15 protein-coding genes are annotated in these 18,226 nt (G+C 68.6%); 8 read left to right on the forward strand and 7 right to left on the reverse strand.

Going from position 1 to position 18,226, the window contains the following annotated elements:
• Positions 1-31 precede the first annotated feature (31 nt).
• Positions 32-3,328: an FAD-binding and (Fe-S)-binding domain-containing protein gene (locus EV652_RS00860; protein WP_242001476.1), complete on the reverse strand. Its 3,297-nt coding sequence runs from the start codon at positions 3,326-3,328 to the stop codon at positions 32-34.
• Positions 3,329-3,373: 45 nt separating this feature from the next.
• Between EV652_RS00860 and EV652_RS00865 the strand changes: the two genes are divergently transcribed.
• Positions 3,374-4,102, forward strand: a complete 729-nt coding sequence (locus tag EV652_RS00865; RefSeq protein WP_132207009.1) for a maleate cis-trans isomerase family protein — start codon at positions 3,374-3,376, stop codon at positions 4,100-4,102.
• A complete protein-coding gene (locus tag EV652_RS00870) occupies positions 4,099-4,746 on the forward strand; it encodes a GntR family transcriptional regulator (RefSeq protein ID WP_132207010.1) in 648 nt (215 codons plus the stop codon). The genes EV652_RS00865 and EV652_RS00870 overlap by 4 nt, the downstream gene beginning before the upstream one ends.
• Positions 4,747-4,807: 61 nt before the next feature.
• Here EV652_RS00870 and EV652_RS00875 read toward each other — a convergent pair whose 3' ends face one another.
• Positions 4,808-6,289, reverse strand: a complete 1,482-nt coding sequence (locus EV652_RS00875; protein ID WP_132207011.1) for an NAD-dependent succinate-semialdehyde dehydrogenase — start codon at positions 6,287-6,289, stop codon at positions 4,808-4,810.
• A 99-nt stretch (positions 6,290-6,388) separates the two neighbouring features.
• On the opposite strand from EV652_RS00875, the gene EV652_RS00880 reads away from it, so the two are divergent.
• The 3 genes from EV652_RS00880 to EV652_RS00890 all read left to right on the forward strand — a co-directional run bounded on the left by EV652_RS00880 (position 6,389) and on the right by EV652_RS00890 (position 10,088).
• On the forward strand, positions 6,389-7,642 hold the full coding sequence (locus EV652_RS00880; RefSeq protein WP_132207012.1) for an aspartate aminotransferase family protein: 1,254 nt from the start codon (positions 6,389-6,391) through the stop codon (positions 7,640-7,642).
• Between the two features lie 179 nt (positions 7,643-7,821).
• Positions 7,822-9,153 carry an amidase family protein gene (locus tag EV652_RS00885; protein ID WP_132207013.1) on the forward strand — a complete coding sequence of 444 codons (1,332 nt, stop codon included), beginning with the start codon at positions 7,822-7,824 and terminating at the stop codon, positions 9,151-9,153.
• 122 nt (positions 9,154-9,275) lie between these two features.
• Positions 9,276-10,088 carry a MerR family transcriptional regulator gene (locus tag EV652_RS00890; RefSeq protein ID WP_132207014.1) on the forward strand — a complete coding sequence of 271 codons (813 nt, stop codon included), beginning with the start codon at positions 9,276-9,278 and terminating at the stop codon, positions 10,086-10,088.
• Between the two features lie 48 nt (positions 10,089-10,136).
• Here EV652_RS00890 and EV652_RS00895 read toward each other — a convergent pair whose 3' ends face one another.
• Both EV652_RS00895 and EV652_RS00900 read right to left on the reverse strand, forming a co-directional pair.
• Positions 10,137-11,525 (reverse strand): MFS transporter, encoded by a 1,389-nt coding sequence (locus tag EV652_RS00895; RefSeq protein WP_132207015.1) that lies wholly within the window; start codon positions 11,523-11,525, stop codon positions 10,137-10,139.
• A gap of 203 nt (positions 11,526-11,728) precedes the next feature.
• Positions 11,729-12,442 carry a TetR/AcrR family transcriptional regulator gene (locus EV652_RS00900; RefSeq protein ID WP_132207016.1) on the reverse strand — a complete coding sequence of 238 codons (714 nt, stop codon included), beginning with the start codon at positions 12,440-12,442 and terminating at the stop codon, positions 11,729-11,731.
• A 103-nt stretch (positions 12,443-12,545) separates the two neighbouring features.
• Here EV652_RS00900 and EV652_RS00905 point away from each other — a divergent pair, with 103 nt between their 5' ends.
• Complete coding sequence (locus EV652_RS00905) at positions 12,546-14,162, forward strand: DHA2 family efflux MFS transporter permease subunit (RefSeq protein ID WP_132207017.1); 1,617 nt, start codon at positions 12,546-12,548, stop codon at positions 14,160-14,162.
• A 205-nt stretch (positions 14,163-14,367) separates the two neighbouring features.
• Here EV652_RS00905 and erpA read toward each other — a convergent pair whose 3' ends face one another.
• Together erpA and EV652_RS00915 are read right to left on the reverse strand one after the other, a co-directional pair.
• Positions 14,368-14,724, reverse strand: coding sequence for an iron-sulfur cluster insertion protein ErpA (gene erpA / locus EV652_RS00910; protein ID WP_132207018.1), 357 nt, complete (start codon positions 14,722-14,724; stop codon positions 14,368-14,370).
• 276 nt (positions 14,725-15,000) lie between these two features.
• Positions 15,001-16,095 carry a glycerate kinase family protein gene (locus EV652_RS00915; RefSeq protein ID WP_132207019.1) on the reverse strand — a complete coding sequence of 365 codons (1,095 nt, stop codon included), beginning with the start codon at positions 16,093-16,095 and terminating at the stop codon, positions 15,001-15,003.
• Positions 16,096-16,209: 114 nt separating this feature from the next.
• Here EV652_RS00915 and EV652_RS00920 point away from each other — a divergent pair, with 114 nt between their 5' ends.
• Positions 16,210-16,611 carry a VOC family protein gene (locus tag EV652_RS00920; RefSeq protein ID WP_132207020.1) on the forward strand — a complete coding sequence of 134 codons (402 nt, stop codon included), beginning with the start codon at positions 16,210-16,212 and terminating at the stop codon, positions 16,609-16,611.
• A 182-nt stretch (positions 16,612-16,793) separates the two neighbouring features.
• Here EV652_RS00920 and EV652_RS00925 read toward each other — a convergent pair whose 3' ends face one another.
• Positions 16,794-17,492 (reverse strand): LacI family DNA-binding transcriptional regulator, encoded by a 699-nt coding sequence (locus tag EV652_RS00925; RefSeq protein ID WP_132207021.1) that lies wholly within the window; start codon positions 17,490-17,492, stop codon positions 16,794-16,796.
• 102 nt (positions 17,493-17,594) lie between these two features.
• Here EV652_RS00925 and EV652_RS00935 point away from each other — a divergent pair, with 102 nt between their 5' ends.
• Complete coding sequence (locus tag EV652_RS00935; protein WP_199237945.1) at positions 17,595-18,131, forward strand: CGNR zinc finger domain-containing protein; 537 nt, start codon at positions 17,595-17,597, stop codon at positions 18,129-18,131.
• The last annotated feature ends 95 nt before the right edge of the window (positions 18,132-18,226 follow it).

Here is an 18,226-nt window from a genome sequence, read left to right on the forward strand (position 1 = left end):
AAGCCGCCTCGGCTTCTGTCCGCGGTCTCGCCTACCTCTTGAGGGCTTGGGCGAGGAGTTCGGCCAGATGCTGGGCATGGCGCGGGGTGCCCTGAGCGATCTGAGTGCGGCAGCTGAAGCCGTCGGCCAGTACGGCGGTTGCGTCGGGCAACGAACGTACGGCGGGCAGCAGCACGCGCTCACCGATCGCCTTCGAGACGGCGTAGTGGTCGCGTTCGAAGCCGAAGTTGCCGGCTAAACCGCAGCAGCCCGAGTCGGGGATGGTCGCGTCGATGCCGGCCGCTGACATCAGTCGGCGGTCGGCGTCGAAGCCGAGGACGGCGTGCTGGTGACAGTGCGTCTGGACGAGGGCCTCTCCGCCGACCTGCGGTGGTTCCCAGCCGGAGTCGACCAAGAACTCGGCGAAGGTCCGTGTCGACTTCGCTGCTTTGTCGGCGAGCGGATTGTCGGCAATCAGATCAGGTGCGTCGTGCCGGATGGCCGCCGTACAACTGGGTTCGAGCCCGACGATCGGCGTGCCGTCGGCGAGATATGGCGCAAGGACCTCGAGCGACCGATTGAGGACGCGCCGCGCCTTGTGCAACTGGCCGGTGGAGATCCAGGTCAGCCCGCAGCACACCCGCTTGTCCGGCACGACGACCTCGAACCCAGCCGCCTCCAACACCTCCACCGCCGCCCGCCCGATCTCCGGCGCCAGACGATCCGTAAACGTATCCGCCCACAACACAACCCTCCCGCGCCCCGCCGCCCCCACCGAGCCCCGGCCATCGACATCAAGGCCACCACCGGGCGCGCCCTGCCCACCCGCCGTACCTCGATCACTCGCCGCGTCACCACCACCCACTGCGTCGCCGCCATCCGCCGCGCTCCGCCCAGTCGCCACGCCTCGGGCGAGTGGCGCGGTTTGTGTGCGCTTCGCGAACCAGCTTGTGAAGCTCTGGTGGGCGAAGGGTGGGATCTCGCGCTCGGGTGCGATGCCGCCGAGGCGTTTCGTCAGCCGCAGCCGGGCGAAGCGATTCGCGAGACCCGGCACCGGGGAGGCGAGCCGGGCCCAGAGCGGGAGCCAGCCCATTGACCAGTGCGACAGCGGCCGAGCCCACGGACGGCGCGCGTAGTGATGCTGGGTGAACTCGGCCTTGTACGTCGCCATGTCCACGTTGACCGGACAATCGGACAGACATCCCTTGCAGGACAGGCAGAGATCGAGCCCATCGCGAACTTCGGTCGACCGCCAGCCGTCCGTGATCAGGTCGCCCTGCAGCATCTCCCACAGCAGATGTGCACGCCCGCGGGTCGAGTGCTTCTCCTCGCGGGTGACCTGGTAGCTCGGGCACATCACGCCGCCCGAACTCTGCCGGCACTTGCCGATCCCGACACAGCGCCGCTGCGCCTGCGCGAAGTCGTGCTCGTCCTCCGGGTACGCGAAGATTGTCGGCAATCGACGATCCTTCGCCGGCCCGTCGTGCCGGATCGCCAGGTCCAGCGGCGGCGGTTCGACGATCATGCCGGGGTTCATCACTACGGCCGGATCCCAGATCTCCTTCAGCTCCGCGAACAATCGGACACCGTCGGCGCCGTACATCCGGCTGAGCAACTCGCCCCGCGCCCGCCCGTCACCGTGCTCACCGGACACCGATCCCCCGAGCTCGACGACCAGGTCCGTCGACTGCTCGACGAAGTCCCGGTACGTCGCGATGCCATCCCGACTGAGCAGGTCGAAGTCGATCCGCATATGCATGCAGCCCTCGCCGAAATGCCCGTACGACGCCCCGGACAAACCGTGCCGCCCCAGCAAATCGTCGAGGCCGCGAAGGTAGGCACCGAGCCGCTCCGGCGGTACGGCGGCGTCCTCCCAACCACCCCACGCCTCTGCACCGTCAGCTCGACGAGTCGCCAGGCCGGCGGCGTCGGTGCGGCAGCGCCAGAGCACCGCTTGCGCCTTCGGATCCGTCACCAGGCTCGCGGTGGCGGGTGAGCCGGAGTCGTGCAGTTCGTCGAGCATTGTCTGCGCGGACCGGGCGGCCAGCACCTCGTCCTCGCCACCCATCTCCACCAGCAGCCAGGCTTTGCCGTCGGGCAGGCCGGCGCGTACGGCGGCATCCCGCACCTCGGCCGGGAGTCGCTCGACCAGATCGATGTTGATGGACTCCATCGTCAGTGGACCGTGCCGCAACACGATCGGCACACAGTCAGCTGACGTGATCGAGTCCCCGAACCCGAGCACACAGAGGACCTTTGCCTTTGGCAACGGGGTGAGCGCGACGGTCGCGCCCAAGGTTGCCGCCAGGCCGCCCTCACTGCCGGACAACAGCCCGGCGACGTTGTACCCATGCTCGGGCAACAGCCGGTGCAACGCATACCCGGAGATCTGCCGCGTGAACTGCCCGAACCGTCGCCGGATGAGCAACTCATTGCGATCCACGAAGGCCTGCACCGCCCGATGCAGCTCACCCTCCCGACTACCCCGCGCGGCGTACCCCGCCCGCAGGTCCAGGACGTCACGCCCCTGCATTCCAGCCAGAGCACCCGAAGCGCCCGCCTGCCCACCTGAGGCCCACACCTCCGCGGCACCTGTATGCAAGCCAGCAGCACCTCCGCGCGCGCCAGCAGCATCTGCCGGCAGGCCCGACGGGCCTGGCCGACCCAATCCGCCCGGCGGCGTCCCCGACCCGCCCACCTGCGTGCCCGGACCGCCCACCTGCATACCCGCGGCGCCCCGGTAGGCGCCCGCAGCGCCGGGCAAGTTCGTGCCGGCGTCGACCGTGAGTCGGGTGCCGTCGGCGAGGATCACGTCCAGGGAACGTAGGTTGTCCGCGGTGGTACCCCAGGCGACCGAATGCGCGCCGCACGCATTGTTCGCAATCATCCCGCCGAGCGTCGCCCGGCTACCTGACGACGGATCGGCACCGAACGCCAGACCGTGAGACCTGGCCGCCGCCAGCAGATCCGTGAGCACCACCCCCGGCTCGACCACCGCGGTCCGCGACTCCGCGTCGATGTCGAGGATCCGATTCAGATGCCGGGACACATCGACAACCACCCCACCGATCGCGTTCCCCGCCATCGAGGTCCCCCCACCCCGCATCACCACCGGCGCCCCCGCCGCGGCAATCACCGCAACCGCGGTCGCGAGATCGTCGACATCAGCCGGCACCACAACCACGTCCGGTACGGCCCGATAGTTGGACCCGTCCGCCGCGTACAACGCCCGCATCCCGCGATCGTCCCCGACCACCCCACGCAACCCCCGCCGCAACTCTCCAACCAACCGCACCACGTCGTAGCCAGGCTCGGAAGTTCCGGTCGTAGGGTTGTCTGGGGTTAACATTGTCGACAATCTACCCATTTCGGTGCGGGTCAGCCAGGAGGACGGATGGTCACAGTAGGGCTCCTCTATCCCGGTCACAGCGCGGAAGACGACTACCCGGCGCTCGAGGCGCGGCTGGACGGGGCGGTCAAGCTCCCGGTCGTGATCACCTCCGTCGGCGAGGATGCGCACCGGGTGGACGCACTGCTCGACCTGGGCCGCGCCGAGCGGCTCGCCGAAGGCGCCTCCGAGCTCGCCTCCGCCCAGCCGGACGCGGTGATGTGGGCCTGCACGTCGGGCAGTTTCGTCTTCGGACCCGAGGGTGCCCGCAACCAAGCCTCCGGAGTCGCTCAGGCGCTCGGCGTACCGGCATCCTCGACGTCGCTCGCGTTCGTCGACGCTTGCCGGGCGCTCGACGTACGGCGGGTCGCGGTGGCGGCGTCGTACCCGGAAGATGTCGCGAAGCACTTCGTCCGATTCCTGACCGCGGGCGGGGTCGAGGTGGTCGCGATGGGCAGCCACGGGATCATCACCGCCGCCGAGGTCGGCACGCTCGAACCGGAGCAGGTGGTCGCGATGGTGAAGGCCGCGGACCACCCGGACGCCGAGGCGATCCTGGTACCAGACACCGCGATGCACACGCTGGAGATCGTCGACGATCTGGAGGCGGCCGCCGGCAAGCCGGTGCTCACGGCCAACCAGGTGACGGTGTGGAAGGGGCTCCAGTTGATCGGCCCGGTACCGTCACTGCCAGGCTTGGGACGATTGTTTTCAGCAAGGGGGACACACGCGTGACCAGTTTCATCGAGCCGTTGGCGCAGGAGTCGACGCCGAGCATCATCGCCGACAAACTGCGCAAGGCCATCAGCCACGGCGAGCTCAAGCCGGGCGCTCAGCTCGGCGAGGCGGACCTGGCCCGCAAGCTCGGCGTCAGCCGCGGACCGCTCCGGGAGGGGATGCAACGGCTGACCCAGGAGGGCCTGCTGGTCTCGATCCGCAACCGTGGGCTGTTCGTCATCGACATGACGCCCGAAGACGTCCAGGACATGTACCTGGCTCGTGAGGCGATCGAGCGCGCCGCCGCGCGAAGGATCATCGCCGGCGACCACGAGGCGGCCGGCAAGGAACTCCTCGCCATCGTCGAGGACATGGCCACCGCCGAGGGCGACCCGGCCGCGGTCGGCGAACTCGACATCGCGTTCCACGAACGCCTGGTGGCACTCGCTCGCAGCCCTCGCCTGTCCCGGATGCACCAGACCTACATCACCGAGACCCGCATGTGCATCCACGCCCTGGAGGCGACCTACACCGTCTCCGACGTCCGGGTCGGCGAACACAAGGCCCTGGCCGAAGCCATCCGCGCCGGCGACCATCTCCTCGCCGACGACCTCCTGATAGCTCACATGGACGACGCCGTCACCCGCCTCACCACCCGCTGACTCCCCCGCCGCCCGGCGACGGTTGTACGACCACCCGCTGACGTCCCGCCGGGCGACGGGTCTACGGCAGTGCGATACCGATGTACTTGGTCTCCAGGAACTCGTCGATGCCGACGGTGCCGCCCTCGCGGCCGAGACCGGACTGCTTGACGCCGCCGAACGGTGCGGCGGGGTTGGAGACGATGCCCTGGTTGAGGCCGACCATGCCGGTTTCCAGGGATTCGGCGACGCGGAGGGCGCGGCGGAGGTCGTTGGTGAAGACGTAGGCGACCAAGCCCCACTCCGTGTCGTTGGCGGCGGCGACGACCTCGTCCTCGGTGTCGAACGGGGTCAGCGGAGCGACCGGGCCGAAGATCTCCTGGTCGGCCATCAGGGCGTCCCGTGGTACGCCGGTCAGCACTGTCGGCGGGTAGAAGTAGCCGTTGCCAGCGGCAACCTCTCCGCCGGTGAGGACGGTGGCGCCGCGATCCACCGCGTCGGCGACCAGGGATTGCACCTTCGCCAGCCCCGCCTCGTCGATCAACGGTCCGACCTTGACGCCCGGCTCGGTACCGCGGCCGACGGTGAGTGCCGACATCTTCGCGGCCAGCCGGCGCCCGAACTCGTCGATTGTCGACGAGTGGACGAAAAGACGATTGGCCGCCGTGCAGGCCTCGCCCATATTGCGCATCTTCGCCGCGATCGCGCCGTCCACCGCCTCGTCCAGGTCCGCGTCCTCGAACACGATGAACGGCGCGTTCCCGCCGAGTTCGAGCGACGTCCGCAGTACCTTCTCCGCGCTTTGCTCGAGCAGCATCCGGCCGACGCGGGTGGAACCGGTGAACGACAGCTTGCGAGCCAGGCCGGAGCGGATCAGCGGCTCCATCACGCCGCCAGCGTCCATCGCGGTGACGCAGTTGACCGCACCCGCCGGTACGCCGGCCTCGGCCAGGATGTCCATCAACGCCAGCATCGACAGCGGCGTCTGGTGCGCGGGCTTGATCACGCTCGTACAGCCGGCCGCGATCGCCGGGCCGAGCTTGCGGGTGCCCATCGCCATCGGGAAGTTCCACGGCGTGATGAGCAGGCACGGGCCGACCGGCTGCTTGGCGATCAGGAAGCGCGCGTTCCCGGCCGGCGCCGTCTGGTACCCACCGTCGATCCGGACCGCCTCGCCCGCGAAGTGCCGGAAGAACTCAGCCGCGTACACGATCTCGCCGCGCGCCTCGGCCAGCGGCTTGCCCATTTCCAGCGTCATCAGCAGTGCGAGTTCGTCAGCCCGCTCGAGCAGCAACTCGTACGCCGCGGTCAGCATGTCGGCCCGCTCACGCGGCGACAGCTTCGCGAAGGCGGGTTGCGCGGCGACTGCCGCGTCAAGCGCCGCGCGGCCATCAGCCGGCGAGGCATCCGCGACCGAACACAGCTTCTCGCCCGTTGACGGATCCAGTACGTCGAACGTCCGGCCGTCTGCTGCGTCGACCCATTGCCCGCCGACGTACAGCCGCTTCTCGACGGCGTCGACCACCTTCGCCTCGTCGGCGCTGAGCCCTGGATATGCGGTCATGCGGCCTCCATTGACAGTCCAGATGCCTGAGATACGCTGATTGTCGACAATCTACCAGTTGACGAAAAGTGTCGACCGGACGCGTGAAGGGGAGCCGCCGTGCCCGAGCTGTCGCAGGTCTTGAAACAGGCAACCGGAGTCGTCGCCGCCCGGGGTGAGGGTGTGTTGCTGTTCGACGAGGACGATCGGCGGTACCTCGACTTCACGGCGGGCATCGGGGTGACGTCGACCGGGCACTGCCATCCGCGTGTGGTCGCGGCCGCGCAGGAGCAGGTCGGCAAGATCATCCACGCGCAGTACACGACGGTGATGCACCGGCCGCTGCTCAACCTGGTCGAACGGCTCGGCGACGTACTCCCCCAGCACCTCGACCGGATGTTCTTCGCGAACTCCGGCAGCGAGGCGATCGAGGCGGCGCTGCGCCTCAGCCGGCAAGCGACCGGTCGGCCGAATGTGATCGTGTTCCACGGCGGCTTCCACGGCCGGACGGTGGCGGCGGCATCGATGACGACGTCGGGGACCAAGTTCCGGTCCGGGTTCAGTCCGCTGATGGCCGGCGTACAGGTGTCGCCGTTCCCGGACCCCGGGCATTTCGGCTGGCCGGAAGAGCAGGCGACGGACTTCGCCCTGAGCCAGTTGGACTACACATTGCAGACCTTGAGTACGCCGGCCGACACCGCAGCGTTCTTCGTCGAGCCGGTGTTGGGCGAAGGTGGGTACGTCCCGGCGAACGAGCGGTTCTTCGCCGGACTCCGGGAACGCGCCGACCAGCACGGGATCCTGCTCGTCGTGGACGAGGTGCAGACCGGGTTCGGCCGGACCGGGAAGTTCTGGGGTGGCGATCACTTCGGTTCACATCCGGACATCCTGGTCACGGCGAAAGGGCTGGCGTCCGGGTTCCCGCTGTCCGGGATCGCGGCGCCGGCCGCGCTGATGGAGAAGGCGTGGGCCGGCTCGCAGGGTGGGACGTACGGCGCCAACGCGGTCGCGTGCGCGGCGGCACTGGCGACGCTGGACGTCATCCAGGACGAGGGACTGGTGCAGAACTCGGCCGAACGGGGTGCGCAACTGAAGCAGGCGCTGCAGTTGGTCGCGGACAAGCACGAGCAGATCACCGACGTGCGCGGACTCGGGTTGATGATCGGCAACGAGTTCCGCGACGCCGACGGCAAACCCGATCCGGTCACGGCGGCCGCCGTACAGCAGGAGGCAGCGAGGAGGGGTCTCCTGCTGTTGACCTGCGGCGCCTGGGGTCAGGTCGTCCGCTTCATCCCGGCGCTCGTGGTGAACCCGGCCGAGATCGACGAGGCGGCCGGCGTCTGGTCAGACGCAGTCACCGCCGTCATCTCCTGACGGCCCACCGAGAGCACGCCGTCCGGGCGGCCTCATCACCCGCCCGGACGGCCGCCGCGATGACCGGAGCACCGCGTCCAGCCAGCGCGCCGGCCGCAGCGCCAGGCAGCACGACCGCACCGCATTCCCACTGCGGCGGGTGTTGACTCTCACACTGTGTTAGGCCGTAGACCGGCGGCATGAATGGAACAGCAACGGAGGTTGCCGCACGGATCAGGGTCGGCGAGGTGTCGTCTCGTGAGGTCACCGAGGGGATGCTCGCGCGAATCGCGGCCGACACCGACGTGAACGCGGTGGTCGAGACCCGACCGGAGTTCGCTCTGCAGGCGGCGGCAGACGCCGACGAGGCGGTCGCGGTGGGTCGCGAGCTCGGGCCGCTGCACGGCGTACCGATGACGGTCAAGGACTGCTTCAACGTCGCGGGTCTGCGTACGACGTGGGGCGATCCGGCGTTCGCAGAGTACGTCGCGGACTGGGACGCGACTGTGGCCGAACGTCTCGGCCAGGCCGGCGCGATCATTGTCGGCAAGAGCAATGTCCACACGATGCTCGGGGACTTCGGACAGACCACGAACGAGATCTACGGCCGGACGAACAATCCCGCGGATCTCACCCGTACGCCGGGCGGCTCGAGCGGAGGTGGTGCGGCCGCGTTGGCTGCTGGTCTCACCTACCTGGAGTACGGATCGGACCTGGTCGGGTCGATCAGACTGCCGGCGGCGTACTGCGGGGTGTATGGCCTGAAGCCCACCACCGGACTGGTACCGATGCACGGCTTCCAACTGCCGGGACCGCCTGAGCCGCCGACCGAGTTCCCGATGTTGTCGACAATCGGACCACTAGCGCGATCGGCAGCGGACCTGCGTACAGCGCTGACTGTCACCGGTGGTCCGGCGGCACCGTTCTCGTGGCGACTCCAGCCGCCGCGGCACGACCGGTTCGCGGACTTCCGGGTGGGCGTCGTACTCGATCACGCGGACGCGCCGGTGTCGAGCGAGGTGGGTGCGGCGCTGTCGGACACGATCGATCGCCTTGGCCGGAGCGGGGCGAAGATCGTCGAAGGATGGCCGGCGGGTGTCGATGCGTCGGAACAGGCCGAGGCGTTCGGGTTCCAGGTCGGTTTGTTCTTCGCGCTGCAGGGAGGAACATCCGAGTTCGCCAGTCTCGCGGAGGTGGCCGCACGGGAGCGGCGGCGGATCGCCCTTCGGCTGACATGGCAGCGGTACTTCGAGGACGTGGACGTCTTCGTCTGTCCAGCGAGTTTCACGACCGCGTTCCCGCACGACAACAGGCCGTTCGACGATCGGACAATCATCACGTCGTACGGCGAGCAACGCTACGACGCGCAGGTGTTCTGGATCGCCCATGCGTCACTCACCGGACTGCCCGCCCTCAGCATGCCGATCGGATCGACACCCGCCGGCCTTCCCGTAGGCGCCCAGGTCATCGGCCCCTGGCATGAGGACGACACCCCGATAACCTTCGCGGAACGCCTCGCTGAGCTGGACTGAACAACGCCGATCCCTGCAGTCGGGCCTTCGCGGGCCGGCGATGGGTCGGACCGAACTCGTTCGCGCGGCTGGGGGCGGCTGGGCGAGGTTGCTGGTTGACTCGGGGTGGATGGGAGGCCGGATTGTTTGCGATCGGGGACTTTGCCAGGCATGGGCGGGTGTCGGTGCGGATGTTGCGGCACTACGACGCGATCGGGTTGCTGCGACCCACGCACGTGGATCCGGCGACCGGCTACCGGAGTTACGATGCCGGCCAGTTCGCGGAGCTCAACCGGATCGTCGCGCTGAAGGACCTCGGATTCTCCCTCGAGCAGGTGCGGACGATGATCGCGGACGAGATCAGCCCGGCCGAGGTCCGCGCATTGTTGACAATTCGCCGCGCGGAACTGGAGTCCACAGTCGCCGAGAGCGTTGCCCGGCTCGCGCAGGTCGAGTCGCGTCTCCGCGGCATCGAGGGCGCGTTGCCGACTGCCGACGTGGTGATCAAGGAGTTGCCCGCCGTACGCCTGGTGGGACTGACCACGACCGCCGCAAGCTTCACCCCCGAGGACATCGGGCCGGTCGTACGTCCGCTGTGTGCGGAGCTCGGCCGGCGGCTTCCCGATGCCGCGGTGCGCCCGGCAGGCCGATTGACCTGTCTGTACGAGCGATCACAGCGGTCCGAGGACGAAGCCGTCGTACGCGCGACTGTTCCGGCGTCGATCGATGCCGAGGGCAACCTCAACGGACTCGAAGTGGTGGATCTGCCCGCCATGCGGGCCGCGACGCTGGTGCATCGCGGGCCGATCGATCAGGTACTACCCGCGTGGCAGGCGCTGGCTCGCTGGATCGACGACAACAACCATCGGTCCGGCGAGCCTGCGCGGGAGCTCTACCTCGACTGCCCGGACGACCCAGCCCAGTGGGTGACCGAGCTACAGGAGCCCATTGCGTGATCGCCATGGGCTCCTGCTCGCGTGGTTCGCGACAGGCTCCTGTTCGGCTCAGGCCTTGGCGGGTTCCAGGGCTACTGGTGGCAGGGCCCCATCGGTGCCCGGGGTCTCGGTGCCGTTGAGGGGGCAGCGCGTGGTTTCGGGGACCTTGACGAGGGCGATCGCGCCGACGACGCAGGCGGCCATCATGTAGTACGCCGGCATCAGCGCGTTGCCGGTTTGGGCCGTGAGCCAGTCGTTCACCGCGGGCGCCGTACCGCCGAACAACGACGTCGACACGTTGTAGGCGATCGCGAAACCGGCGTACCGGACGTGGGTCGGGAACATCGCCGGGAACGTGGCCGAGATCGTCGCCAACTGCGGGACATAGAGCAGTCCGAGTACGGCGAACCCGATGATCGCACCGGCCACGTTCGTACCCATCAGCAGGAACATCGGCGTGCCGAACACGAACAGCCCGGCCAGCGAGAACCACCACAGCGGTTTGCGGCCGACGCGATCCGACAGCCGGCCGGCGAACGGCAGGAACAGCATCATTGTCAACATTCCGATGATCGGCACGATCAGCGACTCGTCCGAGCTGAGGCCGATCTCGCTCTCCAGGTACGTCGGCATGTACGTGAGCAGGGTGTAGTTGACGACGTTCAGCGCGACGACCAGGCCGCCGAGCTGCAGGATCGGCCGCCAGTAGCCGGCCAGCAGATCCTTGAACTGCGTGGTCGTCTCCTCTTCCTTCTGCCCCTTCGCCTCCAACTCACGGAACACCGGCGTGTCCTCGAGCCGCGAGCGCAGGTAGACGCCGACCAGGCCGAGCGGCGCGGCGACCAGGAACGGCAGCCGCCAGCCCCACGAGTGCATCGCGTCGTCGCCGAGCACCAGCGAGAAGCCGAGCATCAGCAGCGCACCGAGGGAGAAGCCGGCCAGCGTGCCGAACTCCAGGAAGCTGCCCAGGAATCCGCGCCTGCGGCTCGGGGCGTACTCCGCCATGAACGTCGCGGCGCCGCCGTACTCACCACCGGTCGAGAAGCCCTGGATCATCCGGAGCAGGACCAGCAGGATCGGCGCCCACAGCCCGATCGCGTCGTACGTCGGGACCAGGCCGACGCACAGGGTGGCACCGGACATCATCAGGATCGTGATCGCCAGCACGTGCTTGCGGCCGAGGCGGTCGCCGAGCGGGCCCCAGATCAGGCCGCCGAGCGGCCGGACCAGGAACGAGACGGCGAAGGTCATCAGCGCGAGCAGGGTCGCGCTCTCGGTGTCACCCGGGAAGATCGCCGCCGATATGTAGGTCACGCCGTACGCGTAGATGCCGTAGTCGAACCATTCGGTCGCGTTGCCGATGGCCGATGCGGCGATCGCCTTCTTCAGCACCCCTGGGGGCGGTTCGGTCTCGACCGACGGTTTCCTGCTGACCGGCGGCTGGCTCTCGGCGTCCACGGGATCCTCCTGTCGTCACTCGGCCTCACCCGGGTGCCCAACACACGCCTTCAGCACACTCGCCTACGCGTTCCGCGAACGTGCCGCCTCACGCCTGTGGCGCACTCTGACGGCCAAGTCGTACTTTTGTTGACAATCCGAAGGTTAACCATGTGCATTCGTGAACAGCAAGGACCAACTCGAAGCAGGCTGCGCTGAGGCGGTCAGTTACCGTCGGCGAGCGAAGCCAGGCCCGCAGTGATGACGGTGATCCCGAACTCGAACCGCTCGTCACTGCTGGCCCCCGCGGTCAGCGCGCCGGCCAGGGCAACCGTCAACGGGAACCGATCGGCCGGCAGGGACTCGAAGAAGCCGCGGAGATACGCGACGAAGCCGTCGATGTCGTCCTTGGTCCATGTCGCGGCTCCTCCCTTCACCGTCTCCTCGAATGCGGTCGCGGTGACGAAGAGCGGGATCAGGTCGACCGCCCAGGCGGCCGCCTGGTCCGGAAGGTTGCCGGCCTTCAGAATGCCGAGCATCCGTTCAGTGCTGAGCAGCGCCCGCTCCCCCAGCGGGACCTGGCCCATCGCCGCTCGGGCGACCCCCGGATTCGCCCGCATCACGCGGAGCATCTCGCGCATCGCGTCCTTCAACTGCTCCTGCCAGCGGTCCGGATCCGGCGTATCTGGAAGGTTCATGTCCTGCGCCGCGCGGTCGACCAGCAGTTGGTCGAGCTCCTTCTTGTTCGCGACGTGCGCGTAGAGCGAGGCGGGTCCGGTGTCGAGCACCTGGGCGACCTTGCGCATCGAGACCGCGTCGTACCCCTGCTCGACCAGCAGGCGCATCGCGGCGTCGACGATCCGCTCCCGGGTCAGCGGCTCACGGATGGCACGGACGGGCTTCTCGGGGCTGATCGGCTGCCACGGCGACTGACTCATACCGCCCACTGTAGCGAACACCGTACTTGACAGGAACAGTGTTCGCGCGTAGAACGGTGTTCGTTAACGAACAGTGTTCGCCCAGATCTGACAGGAGCCGACGATGAGCACCTCGACCAATACCCCACCGGCCCCACCCGCCGGGCAACCATCAACCGCCTCAGCCGGCTCAACCGTGACCCCTGACTCGGCCGGCTCGACCACGGCGCTGGACTCGGCCGGCTCAGCCGCTACGCCCGACTCGGCCAGCTCGACGCTGGATTCGGCCGGATCGTCGGACTCGGCCGGCTCGTCCGGGGTGGCGGACTCGGCCGGCCCGACTGGTACGCCGTACCGGTGGCGGTGGATCGTGCTGGCGACCGTGTTGATCGCCGAGATCATGGATCTTGTCGACGCGACGATTGTCAACATTGCAGCGCCGTCGATCCGGGCCGAGCTCGGCGGGTCCGAGTCCGCGATGCAGTGGATGCTGGCCGGCTACACGCTCGCGTTCGCGATCGGGCTGATCAGCTTCGGCCGGCTCGGCGACCTGGTCGGACGACGCCGGCTGTTCGTCATCGGTGCGGCCGGGTTCACCCTCGCGTCCGTGATCTGCGGGCTGGCCACCTCACCGGAACTGCTGATCGGCAGCCGGGTCGCGCAGGGTGTGCTCGGCGCGGTGATGATCCCGCAGGGGTTCGCGATCCTGAAGGCGGTCATCCCGCCGGCGGAGATCGGCAAGGCGTTCGCGATGTTCGGTCCGGTGATGGGATTGTCCGCAGTCGCCGGACCGATCATTGCCGGTGTCCTCATCGACGCGAACTGGTTCGACGCGGGCTGGCGGATGATTTTCTTCATCAACGTCCCGATCGGCATGCTCGCCCTGTTCGGCGCGCTCCGCTTCATGCCCGAGGTGAAGACACCGGGCGCATCCCGGCTCGACCCGGCCGGCGTGATCCTGGTCAGTCTCGCGTCCGGGTTGCTGATCTACCCGCTGGTCGAGGGCCGTGAGCTCGGCTGGCCTTTGTGGACAATCCTGATGTTGATCGTGTCGATCCCGATGTTCGCGCTGTTCGGCTGGCGCGAGCGCCGGTCCGGGAACCCGGTCATCGACCCGTCGCTGTTCCGCAGTCGCGGGTACGTCGCCGGCCTCGGCGTGATCACCACGTTCTTCCTGGCGATGTCCGGTTTCATGCTGGTGTTCAACCTGTTCACCCAGCTCGGACTGCACTACAGCCCGCTGAAGGCCGGCCTCGCGATGGTGCCGTTCTCACTCGGGATCGCGATCGGCGCGCCACTGTCCGGCGGACTGCTCGCGCCGAAACTCGGCCGCAACGCGCTGCAACTCGGCATCGCGGTGATGACGCTGGCGATGGGCGGCGTGTGGTTCACCCTGCACGCGTACGGCGACGCGACGACGATCTGGAACCTGGTCCCGGCGACCCTGGCCACCGGGATCGGCGCCGGAATGGTGTTCGCGCCGCTGTTCGACATCATCCTGGCCTCGATCGACGACCAGGCCGCGGGTTCGGCGTCCGGCGTACTGACCGCGATGCAGCAGTTCGGCGGGGCGATCGGCGTCGCGGTGATCGGCACGATCTTCTTCCAGCTGCTGCCGGAGCACGCGTTCCTCGGTGCCACCAAGACCACGGTGGTGGTCGCGATCGGACTGTTCGTGGTGAGCCTCGCCGTCAGCTGGCTGCTCCCGAAGCGCGCCCGCGAGGGAGCCGCCGCCCACTGATCTAGGGCGACCGTCAGTGGAAGAAGTCAGCCCACCCGGCAGATCGACCGAGTGCCGCCACGGCGACCATCGGTGGGACGAGTCGGGGCAACCGTCGGTGGGACGAGTCGGAGCGACCGCCGGTGGGACAAGCCGCCGTCGAGTCGGCCGCGGGCATGCGAAAGCCCCGCTCCTCAGTGCTGAGGAGCGGGGCTTTCGGGCTACGTCAGTTGAACGAGTCGCCGCAGGCGCAGGAGCCGGTGGCGTTCGGGTTGTCGATCGTGAAGCCCTGCTTCTCGATGGTGTCGACGAAGTCGATCGAGGCGCCCTTCAGGTACGGCGCGCTCATCCGGTCGGTCACGACGTTCACGCCGTTGAAGTCGGCCACCACGTCACCGTCGAGCTGACGCTCGTCGAAGAACAGCTGGTACCGCAGCCCGGAGCAACCACCCGGCTGTACGGCGACCCGCAGCGCGAGGTCGTCGCGTCCTTCCTGCTCGAGCAGCGCCTTCACCTTGGCGGCGGCCCCGTCGGTGAGGAGCACACCTGTGGCGACGGCCTGCTCGGTCTGCGCTTCAGTCATTCCTGACTCCAGTCATCTCGTGAGCGCCCGGCTGCTGTGGGCAGGCAGCCGTGCGCGGAAAGTCCGCTGTCATTCCAGGCCAACACCCGTCGATCTGGAACCATTCCCATGGTCGCACACCAATTTCCTGGATCAACTACCTGCCTCGCTGGCCGGACGCCGATTCGACGCACGGCCCGCTCGCCGGCGTTCCGCCGTACGGGCGCCACCCGGTTCCCCGGCGTCCGCGGTACGGGCACCACGCGGCTCCCCGGCGTTCCGCCATACGGAACGAGGTCAGCGGGCCCAGGTCTTGGCGACACGCTCCGCGACGGCGGCCAGCGAGCCGTGCGGGTCGGCGAACGCCTGCGCCTCCCCCACCGCGTCGACAAGCGAGTACGCCGACTCGACGCCCATCGTGCGCATCTCGCGGGAGCCGATCAGGACCTTTCCGGCCAGTACGACGCACGGCCGCATCGCGTCGTTCGCCACCTTCGCGACCCCCGCGATCACCTTGCCGTCACGCGACTGGAAATCGAAGGCACCCTCACCGCTCAGCACCAGATCGACCCGCGACGCCTTCTCCTTCAGCCCGGTCAGCTCCGCGACGAGGTCGATCCCGGACACCCGTTCGGCGCCGAGCAGCAACAGTGCGTAACCGAGTCCACCGGCCGCGCCCGCGCCATTCTGATCCGCGGTCTTGCGATCCGCGAGCTCCGCGAAGTGCGTCAGCCAGCCATCCACCTCGGGCTTGCGCTCGTCCGCGAGGCCCTTCTGCTTACCGAACACATTGGTCGCGCCGCGCAGCCCGAGCATCGGGTTCTCCACGTCACTCGCCGCGACGAACTCGATCCCGGCCATCCGCGTCCGCGCCGGCTCCAGGTCAACCTCGGTCAGCGCCGCGAGGCCTGCCGCTCCGGCGTCCAGGCTGCCCCCGGCGGCTGTCGCTCCCAACGCGGCGAGCAGACCCGCGCCGGCGTCGTTCGTCCCGGATCCACCGAGCCCGAGGATGATCCGCTTCGCCCCGGCGTCGACCGCGGCCGCGATGAGCTGGCCAACGCCGTACGTGGTCGCATCCTCCGGCCGGCGCTGCTCCGGCTCGACCAGGTGCAGACCGCAGGCCTGCGCGGTTTCGACGTACGCCGTTTCGCCCGCGAGCAGCACCGTCGCCGGGGTGTCCTCGCCGAGCGGTCCGCGGACCGTCACCGACAGCAGGGTCCCGTCGACGACGGCCGACAGTACGTCGATGAACCCGGGACCGCCGTCGGCCATCGGCGCGACCAGCACCTCCGCGTCCGGGTCCCGCCGCCGCCAGCCTTCCTCGATGGCAGCCGCCGCCTCAACGGCGGTGAGGGTTCCCGCGAACTTGTCCGGCGCAATCAGCACTCGCATGCCGACATCCTCTCCCACATCCATTCGCCCCCGCCGCCCGGGAACCACCTCGCGGACACGCCTCGCCTTCAGGTCCGTTGACTCGTCTCAGCGCGGGCAGTTGGATCGGCAGCCATGAAGACAATCCTCTTCGCGTACCGCGTGAGCGATCTCGAACGGTCGCTCGCCTTCTACCGGACGGTGGGCTACACCGAGCTCGGCACCGTGCCGTTCGACGACGGATCCAGCCTGGTCTGGCTGAAGCTTCCGGACGAACCGGCGGTGTCGCTCGAACTGGTACACCGGCCCGCCGACGGACCGGTCAAGATCGGCGGCTTCGAGCACTTCGCGATCGAGGTCGAGTCGCTGAGTGAGACGATCGAGCGTCTCACCGAGGCCGGTCTGGAACCGGGATCGATGGAATTCCCCGCGGGTTCCGAGGGCCCGAAGACGTCCTGGCTCATCGACCCCGACGGCTACCGCATCGAGCTGGTCGAGTGGCCGCCTGGCGGGCCGCCGGTGGTCGACCAGGCGTAGTGACGGTCGGCCGACCAGGCGTAGCTACGGTTCGGTCGACTAGGAGTGGCTATGGTCGGTCGACCAGGCGTAGCTACGGTCGGTCGACCAGGCGCGCCGAAAGGGGTACGGCCAGTTCGTGCGCCGCCACGACCTCCTGCGGCGTTCTGCCCTGCGGACTGCATCGCGGCGGCCGACTTCCGCTAGCGTGACCGCGACGCCGCCCCTTGCCGGATCGCCGGGATCACAAGGTGACGTCGTTCGGCCGGACCGACAGCGGCCACGCGGTCGAGCAGGAGACCAACCGCCTTGTCGGCGAACGCCTCATGATCACCGGGACCCGCCTTCTCGGCGAACGCCTCATGATCACCGGACCCCGCCTTGTCAGCGAACGCCTCGTGATCACTGGGACCGGCGAGCAGCGAGTGCGCGTACTCGATCGAGACTCGGTCGAACGCGAGGTCGGAACGCCCCTCCCCCAACAGGACCACCGGCCGGCTCGGAACCGCCGCGGCGCCGGCAGATGCCGACGGCCACAAGAGAATTCCGTCGACCAGCCGGTCACGAAGACCGTCGAGGGCGAGCTCTTCCGCAACTCTGTCTCCGTCCGTCTGCTCGATCAGAACGGCGACGCCGCGCTTCTTCGCTGCCCGGCCGACGGCTCCGGCGAGCCCGGCGAAGTACTCCAGGGCGAGGTCGGGAATCGCCAGCGCGATCACGCCGCAACTCCCCTTGCGCAACGAACGGGCGCCGAGGTTGGGGCGATAGTCCAGTGCGGCGATCGCGGCTTCCACCTTCGCCCGGGTCGCCGGCGTGACATGCGGATAGTGGTTGATGACGTTGGAAACGGTCTTCACCGAGACACCGGCTCGCTGGGCGACATCACGCATCCGCGCCGTCATCGATCCCCCCGTGCCATCACGTGCTCCTGGAATTCATCACGTTACGGCGCCTCGGCGTGAGGTGCAACGCGTTAACGCCGTTCAACGCGTTATGTTGGTGTGGTGCGAGTTCAGGTGGAGCCGATGCCGCTCGACACTCTGGTCGAGCTGGTGAACGGCTGGGGCGTCGAACCTCGCCGCGCGGGTGCCAGATCGGTGGTACCCCCGCTCGCCGACCACGTCGGCCGGGCCGGCGTTCCCGCCTCGGTGGCCGATGTGCTGACGGACTCCGAGCTGATCCAGTTCGCCGACACGGTCTTCGGGATCTTCGCTTCGGGGGGTACGGCTGCTCGCGTCGCCGCGATCTCCGGCCTGCTGACGCGCATCGACGTACGGCCCGACCTCACCTTGGAAGACGGCGACGTCCGGCGGAGGTGGTGGGCGGACGCCGACGACGCTCTGCTGGCCGCGGCTCTGCTGGCCCTGAGGGCGCAGCTGTCCGACGAGGATCCCGCTCGCCTCGGCGTCTGCGTCGACGGCGGTTGCGCGGACATCTACATCGACGTCTCACCCGCTGGGCGGCGGCGCTTCTGCTCGGTCACGTGCCAGAACCGTGCCCGCGCCGCGAGGTACCGGCGCACCCGGCGAAGCGCCCCGTGACCAGTCCGGCCCCATGACCTGTCCGGCCCCGTGACCAGTCCGGCCCCGTGACCTGCCCGGCCGGATGACGTGTCCGGTCCGATGACGTGTCCGGT

Origin of the sequence: Kribbella steppae, from assembly GCF_004342025.1 — a bacterium.
GTDB lineage: Bacteria > Actinomycetota > Actinomycetes > Propionibacteriales > Kribbellaceae > Kribbella > Kribbella steppae.

Excerpts from the sequence above, each read along its gene's own strand:
- EV652_RS00860 (WP_242001476.1), bottom strand. The coding sequence starts at position 3,328 with ATGTTAACCCCAGACAACCCTACGACCGGAACTTCCGAGCCTGGCTAC.
- EV652_RS00865 (WP_132207009.1), top strand. The coding sequence starts at position 3,374 with ATGGTCACAGTAGGGCTCCTCTATCCCGGTCACAGCGCGGAAGACGAC.
- EV652_RS00875 (WP_132207011.1), bottom strand. The coding sequence starts at position 6,289 with ATGACCGCATATCCAGGGCTCAGCGCCGACGAGGCGAAGGTGGTCGAC.
- EV652_RS00885 (WP_132207013.1), top strand. The coding sequence starts at position 7,822 with ATGAATGGAACAGCAACGGAGGTTGCCGCACGGATCAGGGTCGGCGAG.
- EV652_RS00900 (WP_132207016.1), bottom strand. The coding sequence starts at position 12,442 with ATGAGTCAGTCGCCGTGGCAGCCGATCAGCCCCGAGAAGCCCGTCCGT.
- EV652_RS00905 (WP_132207017.1), top strand. The coding sequence starts at position 12,546 with ATGAGCACCTCGACCAATACCCCACCGGCCCCACCCGCCGGGCAACCA.
- erpA (WP_132207018.1), bottom strand. The coding sequence starts at position 14,724 with ATGACTGAAGCGCAGACCGAGCAGGCCGTCGCCACAGGTGTGCTCCTC.
- EV652_RS00915 (WP_132207019.1), bottom strand. The coding sequence starts at position 16,095 with ATGCGAGTGCTGATTGCGCCGGACAAGTTCGCGGGAACCCTCACCGCC.
- EV652_RS00920 (WP_132207020.1), top strand. The coding sequence starts at position 16,210 with ATGAAGACAATCCTCTTCGCGTACCGCGTGAGCGATCTCGAACGGTCG.
- EV652_RS00925 (WP_132207021.1), bottom strand. The coding sequence starts at position 17,492 with ATGACGGCGCGGATGCGTGATGTCGCCCAGCGAGCCGGTGTCTCGGTG.